The sequence below is a fragment of the Lentzea terrae genome (assembly GCF_003265345.1).
In the GTDB taxonomy this organism is placed as follows: domain Bacteria; phylum Actinomycetota; class Actinomycetes; order Mycobacteriales; family Pseudonocardiaceae; genus Lentzea; species Lentzea terrae.
Genome location: NZ_QFWW01000008.1, coordinates 472,601 through 489,963, shown reverse-complemented (window position 1 = coordinate 489,963; position 17,363 = coordinate 472,601). Strand labels below are relative to the sequence as shown.

The following is a 17,363-nucleotide window of genomic DNA, read 5'->3' as shown; positions in this document are numbered from 1 at the left end:
AACGCAGACGGTGCCCCGGCCGTCTTCCGGTCATGTTCACCACGTGGGTCGAGAACTTCGAGGCCGAAGCCGCACGCCGGAAGCGAACGGGTGACCCCGACTGGGCCGTCGGCGCACGGCTGCACCCCGACGTCGTCAAAAGCGTGCAACGGTTCCAGGTCGGCGAGTCCGGCGACGGCGCCAACCTGATCGCCAAGGCCGGGGGCGGCACGTACGGCGAGGCGGTGCGGTTGTTCGTCGCCGAGGAACAGAACCACGCGCGGCTGCTGGAGCACCTGCTGCGGGCAGCCGGCCAGCCGACGATCAGTGCACACTGGACGGACGCGGTGTTCGTGCGGCTGCGTCGTGCGTTGGGACTGCGGCTGGAGCTGATGGTGCTGCTCATCGCGGAAACCGTGGCGCTGCGGTACTACCGGGCGTTGCGGGACGGCAGCCGGGACCCGCTCACCGCCGCCGTCGCGGACCGCATTCTGCGGGACGAGGAGCGGCACGTTCCGTTCCACCAGGCCCGGCTCGGCCGGGTTCACCGGCCCGCACGAGCGTTCTGGTGGCTGCTGTTCGCCGGGGCCGTGGTGACGGTCGCGCATGATCACGCGCCAGGGCTGCGGCAGCTCGGCGTCGGGCCGTGGCAGTTCGTCGTGCAAACGCTCCAAATCGTTCGACGGCAAGAAATCATGGACGGCGATGCGCGACGTCCCACACGCACGAACGCGCCCTGATCTGGCAACCCGACCGTCCTCCCCGGTGGGGTCTAGACCATCGCTTGAACACCGCCTCCTGCCGGCGCGATGATGGTCGTCCCCTGCCTCCGTGTGGAGTTGACCATGAGACTTCGACGTTCCACCCTGGCGATGGCGGTCAGTGCCGCCGTGTGCGCGGGCCTGTTGGTGTCAGCCCCTACGACCGGAGCTGTTGTCGTCGGTGCGTCGAGGGAACTGATGAGCAGCGCGTCCGGCAGGTGTCTGGAGGTCCCGGGCGCGAACACAGCCGATGCGGTTCAGTCGGCGGCGTGGTGAAGTGCCTGGACGTCCGCGGTGGCGGGACCGCGAACGGCACCTTGGTGCAGTTGCGGACGTGCCGGGTGGCGGGCATCAACCAGACCTGGATGCAGCGGACCCTGAACCGCCCGGCCGGCGTGTACTTCCAGGACACCGGCGCCATCGAGGGATGGGACCGCGCCTACGAGCAGAAGAGCAGTTCTCCTCAACCGATCCGCAGGTCCGACCGATCACCGGCGCGCACCTGCTTCACCGAGGCGTCACAACCGACGTGGAGTCCGATGTGGACGGTCCCCACAACCGGTGGTTCTGTCCCGTTGCGGGCCTTCGGGCAGCTCGTACCGCAACCCAGGCCGGCGGTGTTCGCGCAGGACCAGTTGGGCAGCGACCTCAGACCTGGCTGACGGCCGAGGCGTCCGGCAGCGGCGCGGTTGCGATTTCGCGAGCTTCGTCGAGCGGGACTCCGAGCATGCGCAGCAGTTGTTCGGCCACCTCGTCGCACGTCGCGTCGGTGACACCCTCCGGGTTCGCCAGCGACACGTGCAGCACGGCCAGCAGCGCGCCGGCTGTGGTCGCCAGAGCCAGCCGCGGCTCACCGACTTTGAAGCGGCCGGACGCGATTCCCGTCTCGATGTCGCGCAGGGCACGCGGAGCGAGCCCGGCGTCGGCGTCGATGTACGCCATCCCGTGCCGCACCAGTACCTGCGCCGTCTCCGGCCGCGCCACCGCGAGGCGCGCGGTCAACCGCATCGACTGCGCGAAGGCCACCGCCGGATCGTCGACGTTGCTGCTGAGGTCGTCCAGCAGTCGGCCGAGCTCCTCCAGCACCTCCGACACGGCCGCCTCGAACAGCTCGGCCTTGCTGGCGAAGTGGTTGTAGAACGAACCGAAACCCACGTCCGCTTCGTCGGTGATGTCCTGAATGCTCACCGTGGTGTGCCTGTCGCCGGCGAGGAAACCGCGCGCCGCATCGATCAGTTTCTGACGAGTCTGGGCCTTGCGCCGCTCTGTGCGCGTGGCGGACTCGGCACTGCCGGATCGCGGTGTGGCCATATCTGCAAAATACTGCATGCCAGTCCTGATGATTCAATCAATGTGAACCTCACCCATAACGGTCAGTTGAGCTCGCGCAGTGCAGCGACCGGACAGACGTCGACAGCGGCTCGCGCCACTGCACGGTGCTCGAGCGGCACGGTCTGGCCTTCGAACCGGTAGACGACCTGCGCGTCGTCGTCGAGGTCGAAGACGGCAGGAGCCTGGCCGGCACACAGGCCGTGGCCCTCGCAGCGGTCGTGGTCGACGGAGATCCGCACGGGTCTCCCCTTTCGTCAGGCGGGAACGAGTTCGAGCGGCAGCCGGTGGAGACGGCGGATGATGTCCGGCGCGTATGCGGGAACGTCAGGGCGTCGGGGCAACGTTGCTCCTCACGGTGAACCGGGGCAGGGAGAGGCACAGCCGGGAGAGGCTGTTGCTCGTGCTCAGCACCGTGCCGTCCGGGCGGATGACGGCGGCGCGGGTGCGACCGGCACGGAGCCAGTGATGCAGCTCGTCGGAGCGCCGGGTGGTGACGAGCACCGCCCCGTACTCCTCGACGGCGGCGCGTTCGGCTTCCGTCGGGGCGATCGCCGTGACAACGGCGAAGCGGCCGGCGGCAACGTCGTCCAAGCGGCGTCCGTCGTCGAGAAGGGCGTTGGGACACAGCCGTCCCGCCAGGGTCCGCCGCAGACGTGGCCGCACGACCAGGCCCGAGCGGCGCAGCGGGGGTGTCTCGCTGTCGAGGACGTGGACCGACAAGCCAGGAAACAGAGCCAAGCGTGGTGCCAGCACCCGGCGGAGGAGTTCACCGAGCCGGCCGCCCTCGGTCATGGCCGTGCCGATCAGCTTCGCCATCCGGATCATGGCGCGCGCGTGCGGCTTGCGCTCCGCCTCGTAGGTGTCGAGCGCCTGTTCGGGCAGGGTTCCGCCGAGGACGCCCGCGAGCTTCCAGGCGAGGTTGACGGCGTCACGCAACCCGGCGCCCATCCCCTGCCCGACGAACGGAGGCGTGAGGTGCGCCGCGTCGCCGAGCAGGAACACCCGCCGGTCCCGCCACCGGTCCGCGACCTGCGCGCGGAAGGTGTACTCGGCCACGCGAACGACCTCCAGCTCGTCCGCCGGGATCTCCCCGGTCCACGGTCCGATCAACCGGTGCAGCCGGTCCCGGTCGTGGAAGTCGCCGCCGTTCTCGCCCGGCAGCAGGCGGAACTCCCAGCGGTAGCGGGTCTTGCCGATGCGCATGTAGGTCGCGGCGCGGCCGGGGTCGCAGACCTGGTGCACGCCTTCCCATTCGCCGAGATCGGCGGTGGTGGCGATGTCGACCACGAGCCAGCGCTGGTCGAACTTCAGGTCCGTCATCGCCGCGCCGATCGCCTTCCTGGTGAGACTGTTGGCGCCGTCGCAGCCGAGCACGTAGTCCGCATGGATCGTCTCGCACTCACCGGTGACGCGGTCGGTCACTTCGACCCGCACCGGTCCGACCCCGCCCTGGACGATCCCGGTGACCTCGGCGTTGCTGCGGAGGGTGGCCGTGCGGGTGGCCTCCAGTCCGGCACGGAGGATGCGCTCCAGGTCGGGTTGGTCGAACATGTTCGCGCGCGGATAACCGTGGCGGCCGGTGTCGGGGGCGCGCCGGAACTCGGCCAGCACGCGCAGGTCCGGGTCGAGCAGCCGCAACCCGTGGCAGTGCCACGAGATGGCGGCGAACTCGCCGGCCAGTCCGAGGCGCCCGAGGATGCGGTAGACCTCGTCGTCCAGGTGGACCGCGCGCGGCTGCGGGAAGACCGACTCCCAGCGCTCCAGCACCACGCACTCGACGCCGTACCGGGCGAGCAGTGTCGCGGCGGCCAGCCCGGTGGGGCCCGCGCCGACGACTACCACGGGAACCTTCACGACGACGCGCCGAGAGCTGCGAGATAGGCCGCGACGAGCACCGTGCAGACCAGCGCCGGAGCGATCTCGCGGATCCCGTCCCGGTTGCGGGCGTGGGTGATCACCGCGCCCGCGAGCAGGAGCAGCAGACCCGCACCCGCCGAAGCCCCGAGAACCGGCACGGTCAGTCCGAGGAGAAGTCCGCCGGCGCCCGCCAGCTCCAGCGCACCGATCCCCCGGTAGGCCGCGACGGAGAACCCGGCGTGCTCGGCGAGTTCACGCATGCGTGGCAACGCCAGCACTTTGCCGATGCCGAGCAGCACGAAGAGAACTGCCAGCAGAACGGACAACACCGTCAACACGATCATGATCTGTCCTCTGAGGTCAGCCTGGGAAGCGGTACGAGATGGCGTAGCGGCCGAGCAGGTCCTTCACCGCGGACTCGTCCACTTCGGACGGTACGGTGACCGTCACGACGACGGTCCCGTCCTCGATCACCGCGTCGGCGTCCACTCCGTCGAACCCGGCGAGCGCCTCGAAGATCACGCGGCGGGTCGCGTCGGCACGCAGCGGAAGCTTGTAGGGCTTGCCGATGTCGGTCACCGGCAGCGCGTCGAGCACCGTGACGACCTTCGGTGCGGCGGCACGCTCAGGCACGCGGTCGGCAGCCCACGCCAGCAGGTCGGCCTCCGCCGCGGTAACCCCGGGGGTGAGGGTGACGTACGCGACCGGTACCTCGCCGGCGTGTGGATCAGGGCTGCCGACCGCGCAGGCGGCCGTCACCGCGGGATGCGCCAGCAGGGCGTCCTCGATGACGACGGGGTCGATGTTGTGGCCGCCGCGGATGATGAGGTCCTTGGCCCGGCCTGCCAGGCTCAGGAACCCGTCCCCGTCGAGGCGGGCCAGGTCGCCGGTGTTCAGCCAGCCGCCGGCCAGCCTGCCGCGTCCGTCGAGGACGTGACCGCTGTCGTCGCGTGCGACGACATAACCGGGAAACACGGTAGGACCGCTGATCGCCAGGACGCCGGTCCGTCCAGGCGGTAGTTCCTCTCCGGTGTCCGGGTCGACCACCTTCATGCGCTGGTACGGCATGCGCTGGCCGAGCGCGTCCGGTCGCGGTCCGTCGGGGAAACTGCGTGCACTGGCGCAGGTGGCTTCGGTGAGCCCGTAGCCCTCCACGAGTGAGACGCCGGTGTGGGACTGGAAGTTCTCCCGCACCGCAGCGGGCAGTGGTGAGGCACCGACCATCGCGAAGCGCAGGCTGGTGATGTCGGCGTCGAGCGGACACTGCGCGAGAACCGCGTACACGGTGGGCACCGCGCTCATCGCGGCGATCCGGTAGTGCTCGACGATCTTCCAGAACTGCCCGTACAGCGCGAGGTCGCGGTAGCCCAGCGGACCCGCCCACACCGTCGGCTGGCCCTTGAACAGCGGCGCGAGCAGGGTGACGACCAGCGCGTTGACGTGGAACAACGGCAGCGCGGCGAAGACGACCGAATCGTCGCCGAGCAGCGAGTTGAGGGCGATCATCCACGCGTCGGCGACCTCGTTGGCGTGCGTGTGCGCGGCCAGCTTCGGCGCACCGGTGGTGCCGCCGGTGTGGAACAACGCGGCCAGGTCCGACGACAGCGGCAGCGCACCGGCGAAAGCGTCCGGGTCCGATTCGGCGGCGAGATCACCGAGGTGGCCCACGCATACGCCTTCGATGGCGGGCAACGGCTCCGGGACACCTGCCGCGCCGGTCGGGCGCAGCACGAGAATCGCGTCGAGTTCGCCGGCCAGTGCCTGCGCCCTCGCCCACACGTCCGATGCCAGTTCCGGCCCTGCGGTGATCAGGACCCGTGCACCGGAAAGGCGGAGCAGCTCGGTGAGGTGGTCGCGGGACAGGTTGCCGTTGAGCGGCGCCGCGATCCCGGCCAGCTGCGCGGCCAGGGTCGCCGGCACGAGGTCGGCGCAGTTGGGTGACATCAGCGCCACCGCGTCGCCGCGCCGAACACCCAGCTCCCGCAACAGGTTCGCGTAGCGGTGCACGTCCGCCAGCAGACCGGTGAAGGTGCGGTCGACGGGCTCCTGCCACCGGGTGGCATCGGGCAACACGCTGATCGCCGTGCGCTGCGGCCACAGCCGGGCGGCGCGCGCCAGCAACGCGTAGGTCGACTCGGGCAATCCCCTGTCGGCAAGTGGCACGGCTTCGATCGCGGGCAGGTCGGCGGGTTCGGTGTAGCGCGGCCACAGCAGGTTGTCGGTCATCGCGCGTACCGCACCTTCGTTCGCTGGGTGCCGAGGTCGATCGCGCCGTCGGAGGTGGCGACGCGGGCTTCGATGACGTCGCCGTCGGCCAGGTACTTCGGGTTTTTGGCCTGTCCGTTGAAGAACAGCTTCCACTTCACCGCGGCGGGCAGCAGGGCGGCGATCTTCTCGACGGCCTTGGGCGGCGCGGACAGCGCGGTGCCGGCCGGAGTCCCGGTCAGGATCAGGTCACCGGCGTCCAGTCGCTGGAACCTCATCAGCGCTCGCAGCGCCTCCAGCGGCCGGTAGATCATGTCGGTGCCGACGCCCGAGTCCTGCCGGGTCTCGCCGTTCACCGACAGCGTCAGCCGCAGGTCGGTGAACCGCCTGAACTCACCGGCGTCGAGCAGCACCAGCCAGGGCCCGACCGGGGTGAAGGTCGGATAGGACTTGGCCTCGTAGAACTGGGTCTGCGGCAACTGGATGTCGCGAGCGGACACGTCGTTGGTCACGACCAGACCCGCCACGAACTCGTGCAGGCTGCCTTCGGTGACCTCGGTGCCGACCGGCATCGTGCGACCGATCACCAGTCCGATCTCGACCTCGTAGTCGAGCAGCCGCACGTGCGCCGGTTTCAGCACGTCGTCGACCGGACCGCTGATCGACCCGGACGTCTTGCGGAAGAACGTCAACGGCACGGTCTCCGGGTCCATCCCGGCATCTGCCACGTGCGAGGCGAAGTTGGTCATCTGGGCGACGACCCGGCAGGGCGCGGTGATCGGCGAGACCAACGCGAGGTCCTCGACGCGGTCCGTGGCCGCGCCGGCGACGGCAGCCGCGATGGCCTGACGGTCGGCCAGCAGCTCGCCGGTGGTCGTGGCATCGGTGCTGATCTTCACGGCTCCACCGGCCGTGGCGACGTACCAGGCGTCGGCGGTGCGCAGAATCGAGGTGCTCAAAAGTTCTCCTGGGGACGGGCGCGGTTCACGTGCGGGCGACCTTCATCAGGCCCAGCAGGCGGCGGAGATCGAACTCGTTGTCCTCGCGCAGTGCGGAGAGCAACGTGCGCAGCTCGCGCAGGGACTCCTTGCCCGGCTTGACGCCGAGGAAGTCGGCGGTGGCGGGCGGTCCCCACTGCGCGAGGCCGGAGGCGGTCATCGGCGCCCAGCCCGGTTCGAGGGTGCAGTCGAACAGGTCGCCGTCGCTGAAGTGCTCGACCAGGAATCCGTCCGGGTCGCGCCAGTAGTCGAAGATCTGGCTGCCCTGGACGTGTCGGCCGATGCCCCACGAGCGCTGATAGCCGTGATCGTGCAGGTACTCCCCGCCCGCGGCGAGCGCGTCCAGGTCGGCGACCTGGTAGGCCGAGTGCACGTACCGATTTGACGGACCGAGCGTCAGCGCCAGCGTGTGGTGGTCGGCGGGGGTGGCGCCGCGGTCGCAGCGGATGAAGCTCATCACCGGGCCGCGCTCGCGTTGTCCCAGGTAGTACAGGAAGTCGCTGACGATCAGTCCGAGGTGCTTCAGGTACCAGTCGAGCGTCTGCCGGTACGTCGTCGTCTGCAGCACGACATGCCCAAGCCGCTGCACCCGCGCGGGCTCCCGTGGCGGACGCTGCGTGGCGTTGGTGCGCCGTGCCGCGCGGCCGAAGTTGAGCGTGTGCGGAACCTGTGGCGGTAACGCGCGCAAGTCGTCGGTGCCGGAAACGACCCGCGTTCGCAGACCGCTCGGGTCGAGCAGGTCGACGGTGATCCCGCCCAGGGTCTCCGGCAGCTCGGTGACCCGATGCCCGGTGGCTTCGGCCAGCCGCAGCACGTCGTTCGGATCAGCGGCCCGGAACGCCGGGCCGAGGAACCTCGACCTCGGCCCCCTGCGGATGATCACGCACGGCGCGCCCTCGTCGGTCCCGCGCAGGTGCAGCTCGTGCCTGGTGCGCAAGCACGTCGTGAAACCGAACGCGCCCGCGAAGGCCTCCGCGCGCTCCAGGTCGGGCTTCGCGAACTCCAGCCAGGCCAGGTCGTGCACCTTGATCACCGGGTTCCTGGCTCGCCCGGGGTGTTCGCCGGCGAGCGCGCCGTGCTCGCTGTGCAAGCCGGTGTGCGGATCGCTGTGGTCGATCACAGGCCGCTCCTTCCGCGTAACTGATGACATCATCAGTTACGCGGAAGTAATCAGTCAAGGCTTTCTGATGACTTCATCAGAAACGATGGGAGTCGTCACACCTGCTGCAGAGGGCGCGCGACCACCGCGGGGTGATCGGCGCGCAGGCGAAGCCTCCGGGTCGACAGGTAGCGACGGCGGTCCGTGACCAGCACGGTGGCCAGGCCGCCGATGAGCAACCAGGCGCACAGTTGCGCCGCTCCCGTTGCCAGGCCTGGCCCGCCGGTTGACACCGCCCGCAGAGCCACCACCGCTCCACGGGTCGGTAGGTAGCCGGCGCGCGCCGTGCTGGCACGCGACCTTCCCGGGCTGGACGGGCCGTAGGTGGGTCTGGTTCCAGATCTTCACCCAGCGTTTGATGATGGAGTTCATGCGGGGCATCCGAACACCGGTCAGCACCGTCGCGGCTGACCAAGGCGGCTGTACAGGAGTGCGTCCTGCGGCTGGTCGGGACGCTGCGGATTGCCGCCAACCGGCCGGTGACCGCCGGGTTCAGAGGTAGCTGACGCCGGTCAGTTCCTCGGCCGCTGCCCAGAGTCGCTTGCCCACGGCCGGATCGGCGGCCTCCCGGCTGAGCCGGGCCTCGGTGACCCGGCCCCGCGTCTCCCAGAGTCCGGACGGGCCGAAGAACTGGCCGCCCCGCACCTCAAGTCCGGTCGCGGCCAACAACTGTGGCAGCGCGCCCTGTTCCACCGACTGGGTGGCCAGCAGGCCGAACCGCGCGATCATCCGCCCGAACCGGCCACGGTGCTCCCAGGCACGCGGAGTCAGGTTGGTGCGAGTGAGACCGGGGTGGGCCAGCACGCTGATGATCGGCGATCCGGCGACGCCCAGGCGACGGTCCAGCTCGACACCGAAGACGGTGGTGGCGAGCTTGGACCGGCCGTAGGCGGCGCTGGCACGGTAGTCACGCTCGAACATCAGGTCGTCGAAGTCCAGGTGCGCGGATTTGTGGGTGATCGAACTGAGACTGACCACCCGGGCCTCCCCCGCCGCGGCCAGGTTGCCGAGCAGCAGGCCGGTCAGCGCGAAATGGCCCAGCATGTTGGTGCCGAACTGCAGCTCGAAACCGTCGGCGGAGGTGCGGCGCGGTCCGAGCAGCACCACGCCGGCGTTGTTGACCAGCAGGTCGATCACCGGGTGATCGGCAGCCAGCTTCGCCGCGAAGGCCCGCACGGAGGCCAGGGAAGCCAGGTCCAGCTCGCGCACCTCGACGTCGCCGCCGATCCGGCGGGCGGCCTCCTCGCCGGCGGCGGTGTCGCGGACGGCCAGCACGACCTGGGCGCCGTGGCGGGCAAGCTCAGTGGCGGTGACCAGGCCGAGGCCCGAGTTCGCGCCCGTCACGACGGCGACCCGGCCGCGCTGGTCGGGGATGCGGTCGGCCGTCCATTCGGTCATCTGCTGCTCCTGGAGGTGTCAGTGCGCTGGCACCGACAACGCTAGGAGCGATCCGGGACGGCTCACTGGTTCCCGGTTGCCTGGGTCCAAGAGACCTACCTTCGGCGGTCGGGGCCGCGGCACACTTGCGGCGTGAGCAGCCCTCATCCGTACGCTCGTGAACTCGGAGACTTCCTGCGCGCCCGACGCGGCCGGCTGCGTCCACACGACGTCGGCCTGGAGCCGGGCGGGCGGCGCAAGGTCACCGGGCTGCGACGCGAGGAGCTGGCCCTGCTGGCCGGGCTGAGCACCGACTACTACCAGCGGATGGAGCAGGGCCGGGAGGTGCGCCCGTCCGATGACGTCCTGGACGCGCTCGCCCGTGCGCTCGGCCTCGACGACAAGGAACGCCGACACCTGTTCGCTCTGGCCCGCGCCGCCCGCCAGCCGATGCCCGCCCAGGTGAACCGCGGTCCGGAACAGGTGCCGGATCACACACGGCGTCTGCTGCGGATGACGGACACCCCGGCGGTCGTACTCGGCCGGCATCTCGACCTGCTCGACTGGAACCTGATGGCGGAGGCGCTGCTCGGCGCCCCGGACGGCTACCCTCCCGACCGGCTCAACATGCTCCTGCTGATGTTCGACGACACGCTGACCGGCGAACGGAGCTGCCCGGACTGGGAACGGCAGGCCCTGGACTACATCGGCATGATGCGCGCCGCTGTCGCCACCGACCCCACCCATCCCCGCGCCACCGCGATCGTCGGTGAGCTGAGCATCCGCAGCGCCGAGTTCCGGCGGCTGTGGGCCCGGCACGACGTACGCGAATCGGTCAGCGGCACCAAGACCTTCAGTTTTCCCGAGACCGGCGACATCGTCCTGGACTGGGACACGTACCCACTGCCAGGCAATCCCGGCCCGATCATGCTGGTCTTCACCGCCGAGCCGGGCAGCGCCGACGCGGACCGGCTGCAGCTGCTGGCGTCGTTGCACGCGACCCGCTCAGCGCTCGCCAACGAGCACTTCTCCTAGTACTCCAGCCGCACGTCGTGATCATTTACCGTGCTGGGCTTGTGTCGGACGATGAGGATCTTGTCGCATGGGTCGCGGGTCTGGACGAGTTGTTCGGGCGTGTGGCAGGTCGGTTTCACCGGGCAGAACCACGACGTCGTGCCCGTGCCTACGTGCGTGGTTGCTGGCGCCGCTGGCAGGCAAGAACGGGTGGACGTTGGCCGAGGCCGCGACCACCACATCGTGGTCGCCCACGAACCCAGTGCCCGTCCACTCGCCGACCACAAAGCCCACACACGACGAGCCCCGCAAGCAGGTAGCTCCGGACCTCGGCGTCCTTGGCAGGCTTGGCCACCCGCATCCCCTGCACCGCTACGAACGTCTCGTCATCAACGAGAGGCTCGTGTGCGATCTGCTCAGACACCTCCCACTCGCTGACCGGGTTGTACCGAAGCGCTCCTGAACCGCGGCCACCTGCCTTGTGGCCGGCCGTGCTGCTTCGCTGCCCGTTTCCCTGCTACACAAGCTCATTGCAACGCGAACGAGCGTGCGCCGGCTCGCGAACCTGCAAGCAGGCCAACGCGTCCTGGCCCAGCGGGCCGTGGCGCGTCCGAGTTCAAACCCCTGGGCATGCTCGTTGACCGGACCGCTCCCCGCCCATGCCCATGATCAATGCGATCGCGTCCTCCGAGCACGCCCCCGGCGTCAGAACCTCCTGCAGCAGCAGGCCACGGATCGCGGCGATGACGACCGTGGCTTTCGTCAGGGCTTCCCCGGCGCCGAGCCCTTCGCGCTCCGCCAGCGAGGCCAGCATCCTGGTGAGGTCGTCCAGCGACGAGATGAACTCGCGGAAGTCGTCCGGGCTGTATGCGGCCAGCCCCACGACGTGGAAGAACCCGCGGATACGCGACAGCTGCTCCGGGCGGGTGTAGGCCCGCCAGGTCGCCAGGACGAGGTCGTCGAATGTCCCCTGCCCAGCGGTCCTGAACAGCGCCTCGTTGTCGCGGCTCCGCTGCGCCCCGAGCATGGCCGCCAGGACGCCCGTGAGCGACCCGAAGTGGTACCGCAGGAGCGCGTGGCTGGTTTCGATCCGGGCCGCGATCTCGCGGAGTGACGTCTCCGGTGGCGGAAGACCGTCGTCGAAGACGTCGAGGAGCCGCGCCAGGAGGCGCTCGCGTGCGTCGCCGTTGCGTGCCGTGCTTGACAGGACCACTCCCCTAGTTTATCCATTGGAAAAGAGATTTATCCATTGGAAAACCGGCCGGAGGGCTTGTAGGACGTGAAGGACCTTCGATGAACACCATGTGGCACGGCTGCCTCGCCGACACCGACTACTTCGAGCTGCGTTCCAGCCGTGGGCACGACTACGGCGTCTGGGTCACCACGCCGCCACGCTACGACCCGGCCACAACGCAGGCGCCCGCCGTGTACGTGCTCGACGGCAACTGGGCGGTGGGCCAGACGGCCCCGCTCATCGTCACCCAGCAGGACCCCATGCAGAAGATCAAGCCGTACATCCAGGTCAGCGTCGGCTACGCGGGCGAGGAAGCGGAGCATTGGGCGAGACTGCGCAACAGGGACCTCGTGCCACCCGGCGAGCCCGTCGCCCAGGAGTTCCTCGACGCCGTGGAAATGGGAATCCAGGCGGGTGCGATGACCCGCGAGCAAGCCGGCGCCTATCTCGACGAACTGCGCCACACCCAGGGCGACGCGTTCCTGCGCTTCCTCACCGACGAACTGCACCCCCGGATCGAACGCGACTACAGCACGGCCACGAGCGGTCACGGCCTCTTCGGCTACTCCTACGGCGGACTCTTCAGCCTCTACGCCTGGCTCACCGGCACCACGCTCTTCGAGAGCATCGGAGCCGGCAGCCCCGGCGTCGCCAGCGAGGGCAGCCAGGTCTTCACCCAGATCCAGGAGCTGGGCGACCAGCCGGCCAAGCTCCACCTGACCTTCAACGACCGGGAGCTCCTCGGGAACGTACCCATCTACCAGAACCTCACGAAGAACGCGGCCACCGTCCTGCACCGCCTCACCTCCCGCGGCGCGACCGTCACCAGTGAGGTGCTGCGCGAAACGCACGTGACCGGCCTGCAGGCCTCGTTCCTCAGCTACCTCAGGACCTGCCGTGCCCTGTGACCTCCAGAACACCTGAGCCAGGGCGATCACGCCGAACACCGCGAAGACCACGCCGGCGACACACTTGGATCCGGTGCGAGCGTCAAGTCTTCCTTGCCACAACGAAAAGCTCTTGGCCAACCGCATCCAGAACGCTGCAGTCGAAACGCGCGACTTCACCGACGACGTCGGTCCACGAGACCTCCATCAGCAGCCTGGCAATGCAAACCCGGCAGCGCTTGCAACATCTGATCGCGCGATGCTCCACAAGACTTTCCTGCGTTCCCAGTCCCTCTCGATCTTCTGAAGGAGGCTCTCCGCAAGTTCGAGATCTCCCAGGCCAATCGCGGCGTCGGCGACAGGGGCCAGGATCCAGTCCCTCACATCGCTTTCCTCCACCGCGTCTGCGATCATCTGTGCCTCTGACACCAGCCGTCGGGCAACATCCACTTCGCCTACGTCACAGGCGGTTCGAGCCATCCTTCCCAGCCACCAGGCCCGGACTTGATCTTCCGCTGCGGTGTTCGCCAGCCGTTCTGCGTACGCGAGCCACGCCCTCGACATAGGACTCCACGCACAGCCCGATCTGCCGTCCGGCCTGGATGTCCAGCCCGGCTGCGATCAGCCACGTGTTGATCACGGTGTCCATGCAGGCGTGGTGGACGACGTTGTTCACGTGCCCGTAGACGTCGTTGTCCGCCCAGCGGGTCGGAATCCGCTGCCAGTACCGGTACTCGTCACGCGCTCGAAATTCCTGCTCGCCTGGTCGAGTCTGCTGGCGAGCTCGACCCTCGACCGCACGCCGAGCCGCGCGAAAATGTTGCGCAGGTGGTGCTCGACGGTGCGGTGGCTCAGGAACAACCGCGCGGCGATCTCGCGGTTCGTGGCACCCTCGGCGACCAGCCCGGCGATCTGCGCCTGCTGCGGCGTCAGCGCGGCTGTGCCGCTCGGCTCGCCGGCGGTGTCTCCCGCCGCGCGCAGCTCGGCGCGGGCGCGGGCCACCCAGTGATCTGCCTGGTAGGACTGGAAGATGTGCAAAGCGTCCCGCAGATGTCCGCGCGCCACCTTGGGTTTGCGGCCGCGGCGCAGCCGGTTTCCGTACAGCAGCTCGGTCTTCGCGAGTTCCAGGGCGGTGCCGGCCGCCCGGTGCAGCCGGATCGCCTCCTCGAAGTGCTCGTCGGCGGTTCCGCTCGCCAGCAGGGCGTGGCACCGGTGTGAGAGCGCCAGCCGGGCCGTGCTGCCGGTGACGTCCGCCCACTTCTCGAACCGCCGCAGTGCTCTGTCGCCTGTGGACGGTTGACCGCAGGCGACAGCGGCCTCCACGACGTGCGGTGCGGCCATCACCTTGACACCGGCGTGGCCACGGTGCAGGCGCAGCCGGTCCAGCGCGTCGGCCGGACGGTCTCGGGTCAGGTCGACGCACGCGAACGCCCACGCACGGAGCGTGCCTGGCCGGATGAGTCCGCGCTGGGTGATGTGTTCATCGGCGGTGTTGATCCGGTGCAGCGCACTGTCCGCATCACCGCGCAATGCCGCCAGCAGAGCGAGGATCGTCAGGTGGTCGACCACCGCGTTGTGCTGCCCGATCGCCGTCGCCGCGTGCACGCCCTCGGTGGCGGCCGTCAGCGCCGCGGCGTGCTGGTCCAGCAGCAGCGCCGACAGCGCTCGGTAGACCAGCGCCCACGGCACCAGGGCGGTCAGTCCGCACTCTCGAGCCGACGTGACCGCGCTCGTGGCCATCTCGTGAGAACGGGCGGCGTCGCCCAGCACGTAGGCGGCCTGACTCCCCCAGATCCGTGCCTGGGGTCCGGGAACCTGCCCGGCGAGCTCGATCACCGTACGGAGCGCGGGCAGAGCCTCGTCGTGCCGTCCGGCGAACGTCGCGGACATCCCGGCCAGGTGATCGAGGGTGAGGCGGATCTCTGGCGGTTCGTCGTCGCGGCGGATCGCCCTGGCGAACTCCGCGGCGGCGGCGTGCCGACGCTGGTCTCCCGCGATGTTCGCCGCCTCGCCCGCGAATCCCAGCGCGGCGACCGCGAGCGCGTGGCGGGTACCCGCGAGCCCCGTCGCCGCGCGGACCAGGCGGTCCGCCGCGAGGTCCGGCAGGCTCTCGCCCAGTTCGATGCCGCCAGTGACCAGGTCTATGAGCGCCAACAGCTCCGGGCTGTCGGTCAGCCGCACCGCCGTGCGCAGGACGGCACGTGACCGGTGCGGCGCGCCGTTTGTCCAGTGATCACCGGCGGCGTTGAGCAGTCGGCGGGCCTTCTTCTCGGGGTCGCCGGTCAGCTGGGCGGCCCGGTCGTGGTCGCGCGCAGCAGTGGCGAAGTCGCCGCACCGGCGGGCGTGCCGCGCGTGCGCGGTGAGGACGTCCGCGAGGCCGGCGTCCTGGGTCGTGACCGCCTCGTGCCACGTGCGACGAGCTCCTGGCGGCAACGTTCGCGCCAGTTCGGCCTGCGCCCGCAACCGCAGCGCCGGCGGCACCTCCGCCCGCACCGCCGATCGGACCAGCCTGCGCGGGTCGAGCAACGGGCCGGCCTCCACCACGGCGTCCAGGTCGAGCCGTGCCAGTGCGTCGGCGTCGAGTTCCTCGTCCACCGCGGCCAGCGCGACGACGCGCTGAGCGCGGGGTGACAGCGCTTCGAACCGAGCCCTCCAGCGCAGACGCAGCGAGCTGTTCTCCGGCAGCACGTCCGGCGCCGGCGCCGTACCACCGAGCTGGGCGGACGTGAGCGACCCCGCCAGCTCGGCCAGCGCCAGCGGGTTACCGCAGGCCAGGTCGGCGAGGTCCACGGCGAGGGGGGCGGGCACGCCGGGCACCAGGTCGTGCAGCACGCGCAGGCTTGTCGCGCGGTCCAGCGGGTCGAGGGTCACGCTCGGCAGGCCGCGCGGCTGTCCCTCGGTGGCGATGAGCAACGCCGCCCTCGTACCTGCGACATCACGGGCGAGCCGCACGAGGTCGTCGCCGAGAGGGGCGACATCGAGAGAGGGGACGTCCACACACAACAACGCGTCATAGGTGTACCGCACAGCGTTGAGCAACGCAGTCTTGCCCAAACCGGCCTCGCCGCGCAGCACCAGCACCCCACCGCACCCAGCGCGCGCACGGTCGACCAACGCGTCCACGGCGGCGCGCTGCCGGTCACGACCACGCAGCATCCGGCCAGTCTTACGGCCCCTTGAGGACCTGCGGAAGAGACGGCGCCGAAATTCACCTACCGCTGTTGGACTTCTGACCGAACTCGGGCACCAAGACCGGTGGTTGCACCGATGCGAACGGGGGCGCAGGGATTGCAGGGTCGAGACGTCCTCGGTTCCCCTGCCGAATGAGGTGTACAGCGACGTGCAACTCCGCAGACTGATCCCTGTCGCACTCTCCCTGCTGCTCCTGACCGGTACCGCCCACGCGGCGAACAACCCGTACGAACGCGGCCCCGCGCCGACCGTCGCGAGCATCGAGGCCGCGCGCGGACCGTTCGCCATCTCCCAGACGCCCGTGCCGGCTCCGGTCAACGGCTTCGGCGGCGGCACGATCTACTACCCGACGGACACCGGCGCCGGCACGTTCGGCGCGGTCGCGATCTCGCCCGGCTTCCTCGGCACACAGGCCAACATCTCGTGGCTGGGCCCGCGCATCGCGTCGCAGGGCTTCGTGGTGTTCACCATCGACACGATCTCCACCTGGGACCCACCGGACAGCCGCGCCACCCAGCTCCTCGCGGCGCTGGACCACCTGACGCAGCAGAGCAGCGTGCGATCGCGGATCGACGCGTCCCGGCTCGGCGTCATGGGCCACTCGATGGGCGGAGGCGGCGCGCTGCGCGCGTCCGTCCAGCGCCCCGCACTGCAGGCCGCGATCCCGCTGACCCCGTGGCACACCACGAAGAACTGGTCGACGGTGCGCGTGCCGACGATGGTGATCGGCGCCGAGAACGACTCCGTCGCGCCCGTCGCGACGCACTCCGAGCCGTTCTACACGTCGTTGCCGTCCACGTTGGAAAAGGCGTACCTGGAGCTCAACAACGCCTCGCACTTCGCGCCGAACTCGCCCAACACCACGATCGGCAAGTACAGCATCTCGTGGCTCAAGCGGTTCATCGACAACGACACCCGCTACCAGCAGTTCCTCTGCCCGGCGCCGGCCCGCGGCGATCTGATCGAGGAGTACCGGGAAAACTGCCCGTACATCTGATCAGGCGAGTGGGAAGGGCGCCACGACCGGCGCGTGATCAGATCCGGGCTCTCCCTTGTGGCCGCGGCGGTCGGTAGGCGCTGGCCATCGCGTTCGCGAGTCAGGAGCACGCAGCGTTGGTTCGGCCATGTCGTCGCGCGGTCCTGACGACCTCGAGCGGTTGAGTGGCACCGACCAGGAAGACTTCGACGTCCCTACGAGCCGGGAGCCGGTCTTGAGGGAGACTCCGGTGTCACCAGGGCCGCTTGGCCGGAATCCGGAATGACGAGCGAGGGGACATCGATGGCCGGGTCGGTCGACAGCGGTCGCCAGCTCCCGGCGAAGTGCCTGTCGGACATCGCATCCGGCTTCAGCGGCAACCTCAGACCGTG

Annotated in this window: 16 protein-coding genes and 2 pseudogenes; 6 read left to right on the top strand and 12 right to left on the bottom strand. The window is 69.7% G+C overall.

Going from position 1 to position 17,363, the window contains the following annotated elements:
- The first annotated feature begins 32 nt into the window (after positions 1-32).
- Both DI276_RS16440 and DI276_RS16435 read left to right on the top strand, forming a co-directional pair.
- Complete coding sequence (locus tag DI276_RS16440; RefSeq protein WP_112264186.1) at positions 33-719, top strand: ferritin-like domain-containing protein; 687 nt, start codon at positions 33-35, stop codon at positions 717-719.
- A 290-nt stretch (positions 720-1,009) separates the two neighbouring features.
- Positions 1,010-1,402 (top strand): RICIN domain-containing protein, encoded by a 393-nt coding sequence (locus DI276_RS16435; RefSeq protein ID WP_198680697.1) that lies wholly within the window; start codon positions 1,010-1,012, stop codon positions 1,400-1,402.
- On the opposite strand, the gene DI276_RS16430 is transcribed toward DI276_RS16435, so the two are convergent.
- From DI276_RS16430 to DI276_RS16390, 8 genes are all read right to left on the bottom strand, one after another.
- Positions 1,389-2,051, bottom strand: a complete 663-nt coding sequence (locus DI276_RS16430) for a TetR/AcrR family transcriptional regulator (protein WP_112264184.1) — start codon at positions 2,049-2,051, stop codon at positions 1,389-1,391. The genes DI276_RS16435 and DI276_RS16430 overlap by 14 nt on opposite strands.
- Before the next feature lie 62 nt (positions 2,052-2,113).
- Positions 2,114-2,311: a ferredoxin gene (locus tag DI276_RS16425; protein WP_112264183.1), complete on the bottom strand. Its 198-nt coding sequence runs from the start codon at positions 2,309-2,311 to the stop codon at positions 2,114-2,116.
- Positions 2,312-2,396: 85 nt separating this feature from the next.
- Positions 2,397-3,926, bottom strand: a complete 1,530-nt coding sequence (mhpA, locus tag DI276_RS16420; RefSeq protein WP_112264182.1) for a bifunctional 3-(3-hydroxy-phenyl)propionate/3-hydroxycinnamic acid hydroxylase MhpA — start codon at positions 3,924-3,926, stop codon at positions 2,397-2,399.
- Complete coding sequence (locus DI276_RS16415; protein ID WP_112264181.1) at positions 3,923-4,273, bottom strand: DoxX family protein; 351 nt, start codon at positions 4,271-4,273, stop codon at positions 3,923-3,925. The genes mhpA and DI276_RS16415 overlap by 4 nt, the downstream gene beginning before the upstream one ends.
- Positions 4,274-4,289: 16 nt before the next feature.
- Positions 4,290-6,155 carry an acyl-CoA synthetase gene (locus DI276_RS16410; RefSeq protein ID WP_112264180.1) on the bottom strand — a complete coding sequence of 622 codons (1,866 nt, stop codon included), beginning with the start codon at positions 6,153-6,155 and terminating at the stop codon, positions 4,290-4,292.
- Positions 6,152-7,093, bottom strand: coding sequence for a fumarylacetoacetate hydrolase family protein (locus DI276_RS16405; RefSeq protein ID WP_112264179.1), 942 nt, complete (start codon positions 7,091-7,093; stop codon positions 6,152-6,154). The genes DI276_RS16410 and DI276_RS16405 overlap by 4 nt, the downstream gene beginning before the upstream one ends.
- Positions 7,094-7,118: 25 nt before the next feature.
- Entirely contained in the window at positions 7,119-8,252 is a 1,134-nt protein-coding gene (locus DI276_RS16400; protein ID WP_112264178.1) for a VOC family protein, read from the bottom strand.
- Positions 8,253-8,783: 531 nt separating this feature from the next.
- Positions 8,784-9,689, bottom strand: a complete 906-nt coding sequence (locus tag DI276_RS16390; RefSeq protein WP_112264177.1) for an oxidoreductase — start codon at positions 9,687-9,689, stop codon at positions 8,784-8,786.
- Positions 9,690-9,821: 132 nt separating this feature from the next.
- Here DI276_RS16390 and DI276_RS16385 point away from each other — a divergent pair, with 132 nt between their 5' ends.
- Both DI276_RS16385 and DI276_RS53605 read left to right on the top strand, forming a co-directional pair.
- Positions 9,822-10,703 (top strand): helix-turn-helix transcriptional regulator, encoded by an 882-nt coding sequence (locus DI276_RS16385; protein ID WP_112264176.1) that lies wholly within the window; start codon positions 9,822-9,824, stop codon positions 10,701-10,703.
- 41 nt (positions 10,704-10,744) lie between these two features.
- A pseudogene (locus tag DI276_RS53605) lies at positions 10,745-10,914 on the top strand (IS701 family transposase); the annotation flags it as partial.
- A 384-nt stretch (positions 10,915-11,298) separates the two neighbouring features.
- Here DI276_RS53605 and DI276_RS16375 read toward each other — a convergent pair.
- The gene (locus DI276_RS16375; RefSeq protein WP_112264175.1) at positions 11,299-11,895 is read right to left on the bottom strand and encodes a TetR/AcrR family transcriptional regulator; all 597 of its coding nucleotides are present in this window, start codon (positions 11,893-11,895) and stop codon (positions 11,299-11,301) included.
- 80 nt (positions 11,896-11,975) lie between these two features.
- On the opposite strand from DI276_RS16375, the gene DI276_RS16370 reads away from it, so the two are divergent.
- A complete protein-coding gene (locus DI276_RS16370) occupies positions 11,976-12,824 on the top strand; it encodes an alpha/beta hydrolase (protein ID WP_112264174.1) in 849 nt (282 codons plus the stop codon).
- A 186-nt stretch (positions 12,825-13,010) separates the two neighbouring features.
- Here DI276_RS16370 and DI276_RS49960 read toward each other — a convergent pair whose 3' ends face one another.
- From DI276_RS49960 to DI276_RS16355, 3 genes and pseudogenes are all read right to left on the bottom strand, one after another.
- On the bottom strand, positions 13,011-13,367 hold the full coding sequence (locus DI276_RS49960; protein WP_157984751.1) for a hypothetical protein: 357 nt from the start codon (positions 13,365-13,367) through the stop codon (positions 13,011-13,013).
- Positions 13,366-13,518: pseudogene (locus tag DI276_RS16360) on the bottom strand (thioesterase family protein); the annotation flags it as partial. The gene DI276_RS49960 and the pseudogene DI276_RS16360, both read right to left, overlap by 2 nt.
- Complete coding sequence (locus DI276_RS16355; RefSeq protein WP_112264172.1) at positions 13,476-15,959, bottom strand: LuxR C-terminal-related transcriptional regulator; 2,484 nt, start codon at positions 15,957-15,959, stop codon at positions 13,476-13,478. The gene DI276_RS16355 and the pseudogene DI276_RS16360, both read right to left, overlap by 43 nt.
- A gap of 184 nt (positions 15,960-16,143) precedes the next feature.
- Here DI276_RS16355 and DI276_RS16350 point away from each other — a divergent pair, with 184 nt between their 5' ends.
- A complete protein-coding gene (locus DI276_RS16350) occupies positions 16,144-16,992 on the top strand; it encodes an alpha/beta hydrolase family protein (protein WP_408610542.1) in 849 nt (282 codons plus the stop codon).
- Positions 16,993-17,363 lie beyond the last annotated feature (371 nt).